This window comes from Gammaproteobacteria bacterium (genome assembly GCA_009838035.1).
Taxonomy (GTDB): Bacteria; Pseudomonadota; Gammaproteobacteria; order Steroidobacterales; family Foliamicaceae; genus Foliamicus.
Window position 1 is genome coordinate 212,591 of record VXSK01000004.1, and the last position, 12,719, is coordinate 225,309.

General features: G+C 66.7%; 10 protein-coding genes. All 10 read right to left on the minus strand.

Going from position 1 to position 12,719, the window contains the following annotated elements:
- From F4Y72_05025 to F4Y72_05070, 10 genes are read right to left on the minus strand one after another with little or no spacing between them, the layout of a single operon-like run.
- Entirely contained in the window at window positions 1-552 is a 552-nt protein-coding gene (locus F4Y72_05025) for a sarcosine oxidase subunit gamma (GenBank protein MXZ27649.1), read from the minus strand.
- On the minus strand, window positions 545-3,571 hold the full coding sequence (locus F4Y72_05030) for a sarcosine oxidase subunit alpha family protein (GenBank protein MXZ27650.1): 3,027 nt from the start codon (window positions 3,569-3,571) through the stop codon (window positions 545-547). The genes F4Y72_05025 and F4Y72_05030 overlap by 8 nt, the downstream gene beginning before the upstream one ends.
- A 2-nt stretch (window positions 3,572-3,573) precedes the next feature.
- Window positions 3,574-3,891 carry a sarcosine oxidase subunit delta gene (locus F4Y72_05035; protein MXZ27651.1) on the minus strand — a complete coding sequence of 106 codons (318 nt, stop codon included), beginning with the start codon at window positions 3,889-3,891 and terminating at the stop codon, window positions 3,574-3,576.
- 24 nt (window positions 3,892-3,915) lie between these two features.
- On the minus strand, window positions 3,916-5,166 hold the full coding sequence (locus F4Y72_05040) for a sarcosine oxidase subunit beta family protein (GenBank protein MXZ27652.1): 1,251 nt from the start codon (window positions 5,164-5,166) through the stop codon (window positions 3,916-3,918).
- Between the two features lie 6 nt (window positions 5,167-5,172).
- Window positions 5,173-7,629 (minus strand): FAD-dependent oxidoreductase, encoded by a 2,457-nt coding sequence (locus tag F4Y72_05045; protein ID MXZ27653.1) that lies wholly within the window; start codon window positions 7,627-7,629, stop codon window positions 5,173-5,175.
- A 7-nt stretch (window positions 7,630-7,636) separates the two neighbouring features.
- Entirely contained in the window at window positions 7,637-8,194 is a 558-nt protein-coding gene (locus tag F4Y72_05050) for an HD domain-containing protein (GenBank protein MXZ27654.1), read from the minus strand.
- The gene (locus F4Y72_05055; protein ID MXZ27655.1) at window positions 8,191-10,215 is read right to left on the minus strand and encodes a DUF4445 domain-containing protein; all 2,025 of its coding nucleotides are present in this window, start codon (window positions 10,213-10,215) and stop codon (window positions 8,191-8,193) included. Before F4Y72_05055 ends, F4Y72_05050 begins: the two co-directional genes overlap by 4 nt.
- 33 nt (window positions 10,216-10,248) lie before the next feature.
- Window positions 10,249-11,157, minus strand: a complete 909-nt coding sequence (locus F4Y72_05060; GenBank protein MXZ27656.1) for a methyltetrahydrofolate cobalamin methyltransferase — start codon at window positions 11,155-11,157, stop codon at window positions 10,249-10,251.
- The gene (locus tag F4Y72_05065) at window positions 11,154-12,224 is read right to left on the minus strand and encodes a methylenetetrahydrofolate reductase (GenBank protein MXZ27657.1); all 1,071 of its coding nucleotides are present in this window, start codon (window positions 12,222-12,224) and stop codon (window positions 11,154-11,156) included. Before F4Y72_05065 ends, F4Y72_05060 begins: the two co-directional genes overlap by 4 nt.
- A complete protein-coding gene (locus tag F4Y72_05070) occupies window positions 12,214-12,714 on the minus strand; it encodes a hypothetical protein (GenBank protein ID MXZ27658.1) in 501 nt (166 codons plus the stop codon). The genes F4Y72_05065 and F4Y72_05070 overlap by 11 nt, the downstream gene beginning before the upstream one ends.
- Window positions 12,715-12,719 lie beyond the last annotated feature (5 nt).

Below are 12,719 nucleotides of genomic sequence, written 5' to 3' on the forward strand. Positions count from 1 at the left end.
TTAGAGTGCCGGCAAACGGGCGCCGTGGGGGCGCGCGGCATTCTCCAGCCAGCGGCGCAGGTAGCCGGAGAAGCTGCGGCGAACGACGATTGTGCAGGTTGACGGGTCGCGGGCGGCCAGCAGCACAGTCGCCCTGCCCAGGCCGGTCTGTGCACATTGCCCCGGGGCGAACTCCCTCGGATGCAGATCGAGTGTGCAACCTTTCGCCAGCACGGCGCGCGCGTCTGCGCCGCGCACAAGCAGCTCGACATGGCCTCCGCTCACATCGTTGACCGCAGCGTGGAAACCGCCGAGCGCATTCGCGAGTTCGTTGCCGAGAGCGGAGACGCGCTCCGCTCCGGTCGCGACCAGCCACTCGTCCGGCCCCAGCCAGTAGATCTCGTGCTCGCCGGCCGTGAACGTATTCGCGGCCCTCGGTATGGGTTGGCCGAGAATGCGCCCGGCGGCCTCGAGGGCCTGCCCGTCGCCTGGATTCAGCCTGAGGTTGAGGAATCCGCGGCCGGAACGAACGCTGATGGCGACACGAGGGAACGGCGGGCCCGCTTCAGACATGCTGACGCCGTCCCTTGGGGTCGTAAAAGACCGGCGAGACGATCCGTACCGGCAGGGGGTCGCGCCCGGCCTGCGCCGCGTAGATGGTCTCACCCTTGCGCTGCCGCCCGCCGGCTACCAGCGCCAGCGCGATCGGGTGTTCCAGGCAGGCGCTGAAATAGCTGGACGTGACATGGCCGCACATTGCTGAGGGCTTGCCGGCATCGCCGATGAGTTGCGTGCCTTCCGGCAGAACGGTCCGGCCGTCTTGCGACAGCAGTCCCACCCATTGCTTGCGGTCCTCGCGCAGGCAATCGGGACGCTGAAGCGAACGCTTGCCGAGAAAGTCCTTGTCCTTTGACAGCAGCCAGTTCATTCCCAGGTCCACGGGCGTCACCGAGCCGTCGGTGTCTTGGCCCGCGATGATGAATCCCTTCTCGGCGCGGAGCACGTGCATGGTTTCGGTTCCGTAGGGCGCAATGTTGAAATCGGCGCCGGCCTCCATGATCTTTCGCCACATGGCCAGCGCGTCGTTGCTGTCGATGTTGATCTCGAACGCCAATTCGCCGGAAAAGCTCACCCGGAACAGCATCACGCGGATACCCGCCAGCACCGCCGGCTTCATGGTCATGAACGGGAAACTCTCCTTGTCCAGCGGGATATCGCAGCCCAGCTTTTCCAGCAGGCTGCGGCTGTTGGGACCGGCCGCCGCGATCGTCGAATAGTGGTCGCTGAGCGACGTCAGGTAAACCTCAAGCTCCGGCCACTCGGTCTGCAGCCACTTCTCCATCCAGTCCAGCACCGCCGACGCACCTCCGGTCGTCGTGGTCAGGTAAAAGCGTTGCTCGCCGGTTCGCGCCATCACGCCGTCGTCCATGAGCATGCCGTCCTCGCCTGGAATGACGCCGTACGCGCAGCGCCCGACCTTCATCCTGCCGACATTGTGGGTGTAAATCCGCTCCAGGAATTCGACCACATCGGGCCCGCAGGCATCGATCTTGCCCAGCGTGGAGGCGTCCATGACGCCCAGCGAGTTGCGCACAGCCAGACATTCCCGCGCCACCGCGGCGTGCAGGTCTTCGCCGTCCCGCGGAAAGTACCAGGGGCGGTGCCACTGGCCGACCGTCTCCATGGGCGCGCCCGCTGCTTCATGCCACTCATGGATCGCGGTCGTGCGAACCGGATCGTAAAGCTCTCCGACACTTTCGCCGGCGCAGACCCCGAAACTCACCGGCGTGTAGGCTGGCCGAAACGTGGTCGTCCCCACCTCAGGGATCGCCTTGCCGAGAACGTCCGCGAGCACCGCCATGCCGTTGATGTTGCCGAGCTTGCCCTGATCGGTGCCGAAGCCGAGCGCCGTGTATCGCTTGACATGCTCCACGTTGCGATAGCCCTCGCGTGTGGCGAGTCGAATGTCGGCGACGGTGGTGTCGTTCTGGAAGTCGATGAACTGTCTGGGGCAGCGATCCGCGTCCCTGGCCGCCGGGACCCGCCACAGGGGTTCGATCGGGTTTTCCCCGGTATCGGCGGACGTGTCCGGCGCCCTGATGGCCGCCGTTTTCAGTCCCAGTCTCGACACGGCTTCGGCGCCGGCGCGCAACCCGTCGGCCAGGCATTCGCCCAGCGACCACTTGCCGTTGCACGCGCCGGCCGAAACATGGGCCTGACGCGCTTCCGCGGGCCGGAAGCAGAGCCGCGATTCGTCCCAGGCAAGCCGCCCCCCAGCCTGCGAGTGTAGATGCACCGCGGGGCTCCAGCCTCCCGACACGGCCACGAGGTCGCAGTCCATGCGGATCGTGCTCCTGACTGTCCCCCAACTGTCGCCACTCCACCGCGCGATGCTGGCGCCCGTGACCCGGCGCCGGCCGGCCACATCGCTCACGACGTGGCCCGCCAGCACTGGAATACCCAGGGCCTGGGCCCGCGCGCCCAGTTCCCCGGCGGGCGCCGTTCGCCCGTCCCCCCCGAAGCGGCTGTCAACGATGGCGGCAACCTCGGCCCCGGCCCCTGCCAGGCTGATCGCCGCGCGGTAGGCGGAATCGTTGTTGGTGAAGACCACCGTGCGCCGCCCCGGCAGCACCGCATACCGCTCGACGTAGGCAGAGACGGCCGAGGCCAGCATCACGCCGGGACGGTCGTTGTTGCAGAACGCCAGCGGCCGCTCAAGGCTGCCCTGCGCCAGCACCACCTGCCGGGCCCGGACCCGCCACAGCCGCTCCCGGACCCCTTCGCCGTCCGAGCTGCCCGGAGGCCCGGCGCAACGCTGGGCAATCGTCAGGAAGTTGTGATCGTGGTAACCGAAAACCGTGCTTGAAGGCAGCAGGAAGCAGTCTTCCAGGCCTTGCAGTTCCGCAACCGCGGCGGCGACCCAGTCGGCGGCCGGAACTCCGTCGATACTCGCGGCGGACGCGAGCAGACTGCCGCCGAATTCGTTCTGCTCGTCGGCGAGAATCACCCGTGCGCCGGATTTCGCCGCCGTCATCGCCGCCATCAGGCCGGCCGCTCCGCCGCCGGCCACCAGCACGTCGCAGTGCGTGTTCATGTGCTCGTAGCGGTCGGGGTCCGGCCCGTCCGGCGCCTGCCCGAAGCCCGCCGACTTGCGGATTGCGTGCTCATAGTGCTTCCACCAGGAGCGCGGCCACATGAAGGTCTTGTAGTAGAAGCCGGCGCCCAGCACCCGGCCGAACACGTCGTTGATCGCGCCGATATCGAATCGCGCGCCGGGCCAGCCGCGGGTGGTGCGCGCCGTCAGGCCACCGCGGAGTTCGACCTGCGTCGCCGGCAGGTTGGGCTGCGCGGCCTGACCTTCGCCGATCTGCATGATCGCGTTCGGTTCCTCCGCGCCGCTGCCGACGATTCCGCGCGGGCGCCGCAATTTGAAGCTGCGTCCCACCAGGGATACTCCGCCGGCCATCAGCGCGGACGCCAGCGTGTCGCCGGCAAAGCCTTCGCAGGCCTTGCCGTCAAAGGAAAATGCCAGGGGCCGCGAACGGTCTATACGGCCGCCGCTCGGCAAACGATTCGGCTGGGCGGCGGCCATCGTCAGCGGCGCTTCTCTTCGCTGGCTTCAATATGGGCTGCGACCGGCCGGCCGCTGCCGGCGCCGCTCAATCTGTAGCTCTTCTCGATGCGGTAGCTGACCGTGTCGCGCTCGACGCCAAACCACCGCCGGCAGCCCTGGGCGTGGTTCCACAGCTCCCGGTGCGCCCCCCGCGGGTTGCGGCGGAAGAACAGGTAGTCGGCCCATTCCGCGTCGCTCAGTGCATACGGGTCGGCAGGGCGCTCGATACCGGCTTCGCCGCCATAGCTGAACTCGGTTTCGGCCCGGGGGCCGCACCAGGGACATTCGATCAGCAGCATGCTCGGGGACCTGGCGTTGTGCCGTTAGTGCGCCACCGCCGCGGCGCCGTGTTCGTCGATCAGCGCCCCGGAGGCGAACCGGTCCAGGCTGAAGGGCGCGTTGAGGTCGTGGGGCCGATCGTGGGCGAGCGTATGCGCGAACACCCATCCGGAGCCCGGCGTCGCCTTGAACCCGCCGGTGCCCCAGCCACAGTTGAAGTAGAGGCCCTCAACCGGCGTTTTCGAAACGATCGGACAGGCGTCCGGGCAGATATCGACGATTCCGCCCCACATTCTGAGCATGCGTACGCGGCTGAACGCAGGGAACAGCTCGATGATCGCCTGCATTGCATGCTCGATCACCGGGAAGCTGCCGCGCTGGCCGTAGCCGTTGTAGGCGTCGATTCCGGCGCCGACCACCAGTTCGCCCTTGTCGGACTGGCTGATGTATCCATGCACCGCGCCGGACATGACCACGGTGTCCAGCACCGGCCTGATGGGCTCGGAAACGAACGCCTGCAGGGGGTGACTCTCGATCGGCAGGCGCAGGCCCGCCATTCCCGCCAGCACGCCGGCGTTCCCGGCGACTACCACGCCGATGCGGTCGGCCGCGATTGCACCGCGCGTGGTCGCGACGCCCACGGCCCTGCCTGCCCGGACCTCGATGCCGGTGACCTCGCACCGTTCGATAATGTCCACGCCGAGCGCGTCGGCCGCCCGCGCGAAGCCCCAGGCGACGGCGTCATGGCGCGCAACGCCGCCGCGCCGCTGCAGCGAAGCGCCGAGTATCGGATAGCGCGCGCCGGGCGAGGTATTGATGCAGGGAATCGCCTTTTGGACATCGGCCGGGCCGAGCACCTCGGCGTCGATCCCGTTGAGCCGGTTGGCGTTGACGCGCCGTTCGATGTCGCGCATGTCCTGCAGCGAGTGGCCGAGGTTGTAGACGCCGCGTTGGCTGAACATGACGTTGTAGTTCAGTTCCCGGCTCAATCCTTCCCAGAGCTTGAGCGATTTCTCGTACAGCAGCGACGCCTCGGTCCAGAGGTAGTTGGAGCGGACGATGGATGTATTGCGGCCGGTGTTGCCCCCGCCTATCCAGCCCTTCTCAAGCACGGCAACGTTTCCGAGGCCGTGCTCCCTGGCCAGGTAGTACGCGGTCGCCAGGCCGTGCCCGCCGCCGCCGACGATGATCGCGTCATAGCTTTTCTTCGGCTCGGGACTGCGCCAGGCAGGCGGCCAGTTTCTGTTGTAGTCAAGCGCGTTGCGCAGCAGGGCCAGCCCCGAGTATCGTCTCATCGCGCGCTATCCGTTGGCGCCGTTTACGTCGCGCAGCCGTTCGTTGGCCGGATCGAACGGGCTGTCCGCAATCACCGTCGCCGGGAGGGTCTTGTCAAGGACCTCGATCTCGACCTCGGCCCCCGGAACCGCCAGTTCGGGTGGCAGCATGCCCAGCGCCAGCGACTTGCCCACCCGGAAGCCGAAGTTCCCGCTGGTGGCGCGGCCGACGGTCTCGCCGTCCTTGAGCAGCGCGTTGTTGCCCAGCGCGTCGGCGTCCTCGACATCGTGAACTTCCAGCGTGGCGAGTACCTGCTTGAGACCGTTCCGACTCCCCGCCAGCAGCCCGTCGCGTCCGAGAAAGTCGCCCTTGTCCGGCTTGATGAAGCGATCCAGCGCCGACTCGAAGGCGGAGTACTCGATCGACAGTTCCAGGCCCACCAACCGGTAGGATTTTTCCATTCGCATGGAATCCATGGCGCGAATTCCGAACGGCGCCAGCCCCAGGTCTTCGCCGGCCTCGAACAGCGTATCGAAGATGTGATTCTGGTACTCCAGCGGATGGTGCAATTCCCAGCCAAGCTCGCCCACGAAATTCAATCGCATGGCGTTGACCGGCGCCGAACCGATCACGATATTGCGGGCGGTCAGCCAGCGAAACGCCTCGTTGGAGAGGTCGGCGCGCGTAACCCGCGACAACAGTTTTCTCGCCTTGGGGCCGGCCACCACCAGCACTCCGGTAGCGCCGGTCAGCGGCGTGAAATGCACCGAACCGTCCTGCGGCATGTGCTTGCGCAGGTAGTCGTGGTCCAGACGCTGAAAGGCCCCGGCCGACACAAGGTAGAAGGAATCGCCGGTTTCGCGCCGGATCGTGAACTCGGAATGCACGCCGCCGTCGCGGTTCAGCGCGTGCGCCAGGCACAGGCGCCCGGCCTGCTTAGGCACACTGTTGGCGACGAACCGGTTGAGAAAATCTTCCGCGCCCAGGCCGGATATACGGCACTTGGCGAAAGCCGTCATGTCCAGCAGGCCGACGTTGCGGGTGACGTTGTCGACTTCCCTGCGGACCGCCTCGAACCAGCGCGAGCGGCGGAACGACCAGTCGTCTTCCTGGGGCAGGCCGTCGGTGGCGAAAAAATTCGGCCGCTCCCAGCCGAACTTCTGCCCGAACACCGCGCCTCGCGCCTTCATTCGTTCGTAGCAGGGCGCGGTGCGCAATGGACGCGCGGCCGGCCGTTCCTCGTCCGGGTAATGGATGATGAATACGTGCGCGTACGCTTCCTCGGTTTTCTCGACCAGGTAGTCCCTGGTGACGTATTCGCCGAAGCGGCGCGGCTCGACGCCCAGCATGTCGATGGTCGGCTCGCCCTCGACGATCCACTCCGCCAGTTGCCACCCCGCGCCGCCCGCCGCCGTGATGCCGAAGCTGTGTCCTTCGGACAGCCAGAAATTCTCGATGCCCCAGGCCGGCCCGATGATCGGATTGCCGTCCGGCGTGTAGGCGATGGCGCCGTTGTAGACCTTCTTGATTCCGACCTCGGCGAACGCCGGCACCCGGTTCATCGCGGCCTCGATGTGCGGCATGAGGCGGTCGATGTCTTCCTGGAACAGTTCGTACTCGGCTTGCGGGTCCGGGCCATCCACATAGCAGCAGGGCGCGTCTTTTTCGTAGGGACCGAGGATGAAGCCGCTGTTTTCCTCGCGCAGGTACCACGATCCGTCCGATTCGCGCAGCACGCCGAGTTCGGGCAGGCCCTCGCGCTTGCGCTTCTCAAGGTCGGGATGCGGTTCGGTGACGATGTACTGGTGCTCCACCGGCATCACGGGGACGTCAAGTCCTACCATCTCGCCGGTCTGTCGGGCGTAATTCCCGGTCGCGGAGACCACGTGATCGCAGGTGATGTCGCCCTTTTTCGTGTGCACTACCCAGGCGCCGGAAGTAGCCCGGGCGATCCCGACCACCGCGGTATTGCGGTAGATCGCAGCGCCGCGTGCGCGGGCGCCCCGTGCCAGCGCCTGGGTCAGATCGGCGGGCTGGATGTAGCCATCCTCCGGGTGAAAGATGCCTCCGACCAGTCCGTCGATATTGCACAGGGGCCAGAGCGCCCTGATCTCCGCCGGCGTCAGGAAGCGCACGTCGACCCCGATGGTCTTCGCGGTCGCCGCATACTGACAGTACTCGTCCATGCGGTCGTCGTTCATGGCCAGCCGCAGGTTGCCGACCCGGTTGAACCCGACCTGCTGGCCGGTTTCTTCCTCGAGCTGCCGGTAGAGATTGACCGAGTACTTGTGTACCTGGCCCACGGAGTAACTCATGTTGAACAACGGCAGCAGACCCGCGGCGTGCCAGGTCGAGCCGGATGTCAGTTCGCCCTTCTCGACCAGCACCACGTCGTTGCCCCAGCCCTTCCTGGCTAGGTGATACAACGCGGCGCATCCGACGACGCCGCCTCCGATCACGACAACTTTCGCTCGCGATTTCACCGCCGGCTCAGAGAAATGTCCGCTTCGGTCGGGCGAACAGTTCGCGCACAAGCGGCTCGTAGTGTTCGAGCGGGTGCGTCCTGTAGGCGGGATCGAACGAAACCTGGTCCCAGCGGGCGCAGAATTCGATGCACGCTTCGTAGTGCTCGTGGTCGCGATAGCGGTCCCGGGCATTGCGGTCCCGGCCGTAGTGTTGCAGCCAGTAATAGCCCTGGAACAGCCCGTGGTGCTTGACGATCCAGTGATTTTTCTCGTTCACGTAAGGGACGAGCACTGCGGCGGCCACCTCGGAGTGATTGCGCGGCGAAATTACGTCGCCGATGTCGTGAAGCAGCGCGCAGGCGACGGTTTCGTCGTCCGCGCCGTCGCGTTCCGCCCTGGTCGCGGTCTGCAGCGCGTGCTCCAGGCGGCTGATCCGGTAGGGCGAGTCGCCGTGCATCGAGCGCAGCCAGGCCAGCACCCGGTCGGCGAGTTCGTCCGCGTTGCGTGCGTCCTGAGCCTCCACCAGGTCGTAATCCTCGCGGGTGCCGTGATCCATCGCGGTGAACGAAACCTTGCGATTCATGGTTCGCCTCCCGCGGATTCCGCCCTCTTGCGTCGTCGCCGGCGCGCGCCGACGGACTTCGGCCCCCCGGCCGGCCTTGTCACCACCGAGAACAGCCGTGGGAAGGCGTCGCGCTTGTTCGGGATCGCCATGGCATCCACGAAGTATTCCTGGAACTTAGGCTCCACCGCCGTCTCGATCTTTTCGATCCTCCGAACCGCGGCCTCGATCTCGGCACGGGCGGGTACGTTAAGCAACGCGATCAGCGCCCCCATGCCGGCGGCGTTGCCGGCCGACTCGACCCGGCTGAGGTCGCAGTCGGGAATCAGCCCGAGGACCATCGCGTACTTCGGATCGATGTGGGAACCGAACGCCCCGGCCAGCCGTATCCGGTCGATACCGTCAAAGTCCGCCCGGTCCTGGAGCAACCGCACGCCCGCGTACAGCGCCGCCTTGGCGAGTTGCACCTGGCGGACGTCATTCTGGGTGACGAGTATTTGCCGCGGGCCGTCGTGCAGGACGTAGGAGAAGGTGCGCCCGTCCGCGACGATTCGCTTGCTGCGGGCGGCCAGCGAGCCGTCGACGACGCCATCCTCGTTGATGATTCCGGCCAGGTACATCTCGGCGACCACCTCGATGATGCCGGATCCGCAGATACCCGTCACTCCGGACGCCCCCGCGGCTTCCTCGAACCCCGGATCGTCCGACCAGACCTCCGAACCGATTACGCTGAAACGCGGCTCAAGGTTCTCCGCATCGATACGCACGCGCTCGATGGCGCCGGGCGTGGCGCGCTGGCCGGCGGAAATCTGCGCGCCTTCGAATGCCGGGCCGGTGGGACTGGAGCAGGCCAGCAGCCGGTCGCGGTTGCCGAGCACGATCTCCGCGTTGGTGCCCACGTCCACTACCAGCGAAACCTCCTCGAGCAGGTGCGGCTCCTCGGCCAGCACCATGCCGGCCGCGTCGGCACCCACGTGTCCGGCGATGCACGGAAGCACGTAGACATTGGCGCCGGGATGAATCCCGATGCCGATGTCCCGGGCCTTCAGATCGAGCGCGGTATCGACAGCCAGCGCAAACGGGGCGCCACCGAGTTCGCGGGGATCGAGCCCCAGGAACAGGTGGTGCATGATCGGATTGCCGACGATCGTAAGCTCGACAACGTCCGCTGCGTCGATGCCGCCTCGGCTGCAAACGTCACCGATCACGTCGTTCACGCCCTGGCGAACGGCCTGGGTCAGTTCGGCGGCGCCTTCCGCGTGCATCATCACGTAGGAAACCCGGCTCATCAGGTCCTCGCCGAAACGGATCTGCGGGTTCATGATCCCGTCGGTAGCGACCACGTTGCCCGTTGTCAGGTTCACGAGGTGGGCGGCAATGGTCGTGGAACCGATGTCGAGCGCGACGCCATGGACGCTGGGCTTGAAGCCGGGCCAGACGGCGACGAGGGTGGTTTGCCGGTGCACGGCCGCGGTGACTCGCCATTCGCCATCCCGAAGCGCGGTCTGCAATCCCGGCAGAATGGCGGGATCGCACGCCAGGTCTTCCAGGTGCCACTCCCAGGCCAGCGCGTCGCAGAGCCGCTGCAGGTCGCCGGTGGCTTCCAGCAGATCGGCGGGCTGCACCTCGACGTGGTAGGGGCGTGTGGCCGGGTCGAGCTTGATCTCGCGGTGCTCGGCATCCTTGCGTACCACCTGGCGGTGCATCTGGCTTTCCGGAGGCACGTCGATAACGAGATCGCCCCGGATCTCTGCCTGGCAGCTCAGGCGATGGTTGTTCGCAAGCTCCCGGCGACGTTCGCTGTACCTCGCCTCGGTCTCGTTGAGCGCCGAAAGGTGCGCCGGGCGGGACTTGATGGCGTGCTTGGCGAAGTCGCCGTCCATGCACACGATGCGGCAGCGGCCGCACAGTCCGCGGCCACCGCACACCGAGTCCACGTCCACGCCGATGCTGCGGGCGGCATCCAGCAACCGGGTGCCGCGGGGAAACGTGCCGCGCCGTCCGGAAGGCGTAAACACGATCCTGGCGTCCTTGCTGGCCATGTCAGTTCCTCGTGCGGGGCGCTGGTGCCGTGCTCAGGCCACGGCCGACCGGCGTCGCCGGCGCCTGCCGCCGCGCTCACGCTCCGGCCGCGCGGCCGACGGCTGGCGGTACTTTCGGATCCAGTTGGTGCAGTTCGGATCGTGGCCCATCATGACATCGGCACCCAGCACCGCCTGAAGTACGTCGTCGTGCAGCGGATTCGTGATCGCCGAGGTCAGGCCTGCGCCGATGGCCATGGTGAGAAACGCGGAGTTGATTCCGTTTCTGTTCGGCAATCCGAAACTGACGTTGGATGCGCCGCAGGTCGTGTTGACCTTGAGTTCGTCGCGCAGCCGGCGGACGATGTGCATGACCTGTCTGCCCGCCATGTTGATGGCGCCGATGGGCATGACCAGCGGATCCACCACCACGTCCTCGCGGGGGATGCCATGGTCGGCGGCGCGTTCGACGATCTTTTTCGCCACCGCGTAGCGCATGTCCGGGTCCTCGGAGATACCGGTTTCATCGTTGGAAATGGCGACGACGGCGGCTTCGTGCCGCTTCACCAGCGGCAGGACCGACTCCAGCCGCTCTTCTTCGCCGGTCACCGAATTGACCAGCGCCTTGCCCTGGTACACGGACAATCCCGCCTCCAGCGCCGCGACGATGGATGAATCGATGGACAGCGGCACGTCGGTGATCGACTGAACAAGCTGAACGCTGTCGGCCAGCATCTTCGGTTCGTCGGCCAGCGGCACGCCGGCATTGACGTCCAGCATGTGCGCACCGGCCTCGACCTGGGCGATGGCGTCCGCCTCGACCCGGCTGTAATCGCCTCGCGCCATCTCCTCCGCCAGGACCTTGCGTCCGGTGGGATTGATGCGCTCTCCGATGATGACGAAGGGCCGGTCGAAACCGATCCGCACTTCCCTGGTGGGCGACGTAATGACTGTTTCCGTCATGAGACTTTCTCCACTGCCTGCCTGCCTGGCGCGTCCGTTAACGCGGGGTGACCCCGATCCCACGCGGCGTTCTTCCAGTCCAGCGGGGGCTGCCAGGGGCGGCGGCCGTCCAGCACACCGGACCGCTCGACGATTTCCGCGACCCAGTGCTCCTGGCGATAGGCCATGATGTGTATGCCGTGCACACCCTCGATTTCCCGGATCCGGTGAATCATCTCGAGGCAGATATTCACCCCTTCCCGCTGCTGATTCGCTGCGCCCTTCAACCGCCGGACGATCGCGTCGGGAATATGGACGCCCGGCACGTTGCGGCGAATCCACTCGGCCGACCGGGCCGACGCCAGCGGGCCCACGCCGGCCAGGACGAAGACCTTCTCGTGGATTCCGGCGTCACGCACCGCGGCCATGTAGCGTTTGAAGGCTTCGATGTCGAAACAGTACTGGGTCTGCACGAACTGCGCGCCTGCGGCGACCTTCTTCGCCAGCCGGAGCGGGCGGTAGTCCAGCGGCGGCGCGAACGGGTTCGCGGCGGCGCCGAGGAACACCGGCGGCGGCACGCTCAGCTTGCGCCCGCTCAGGAACCGCGACTCGTCGCGCATGCAGCGGATCATGCTGAGCATGGACATGCAGTCCAGGTCGAATACCGGCTTGGCCTGCGGATGATCGCCCACATCCACGCCGTCGCCGGTCAGGCACAGGATGCTGGCCACGCCCATGGCCGACGCGCCGAGCACGTCGCCCTGGATGGCGATCCGGTTGCGGTCCCGGGCCGATACCTGCATCACCATCGCGTAGCCGCGCCGGCACAGCAGCGAACACATACCGACGCTGGACATGTGGCAGTTGGCGCCCGAGCCGTCGGTCGCGTTCATCGCATCCACGTAGCCGTCGTACAGCGCCGCACGCTCGTACACTTCGGCCGGATTGGCCGAATCGGGCGGTGCGATTTCGGCGGTCACCGCGAAGCCGCCAGCCCGCAGCACGCGTTCGAGCCGGCCGAACGAGGAGTGTCCGGGCCTGATCGGCAGCCGTTCGCCGGGTACCAGCGGTTCGTCTTCAAACTGCATGGCTGGAGTTCCCGACCACGATGCGCACCTCGCGCAGCCAGGCCGACCGGCCGATCAACTGGTGATCGACGGGCGGCTGCACGACCTGCAGCGGAATTTCCTCTTCGCGCAACCGCTGGTTGCCTTCCCACGCGAGCACCCAGACGCATGGCATATCGGGCTTGACCTCGCAGTTGCCGTCGGCGCGGACGCCGCCGCAGGGGCCGTTGCGCATCTTCTTCGGGCAGTTCATCGGGCACGACAGTCCGGTGAAACCCACGATGCACTGGCCGCAATTCTGCGAGTCGAGCAGGAAGCCCTTCGTGATCGACTCGACCTTCATGAACGGCTTGTCGAGCCGTGCGAACCCGATGCGCCGCAACAGCGGGTGACACCAGACCAGGACCCGCTCGATGGCGGAATAGATTCTCTTGAGTCCGCGGGCGTTGCGCACCGACCATCGCCGCATCCGGTATGTCCCAACCCGCCCGGTAGCGGAACCGGCGCCCATCTCTC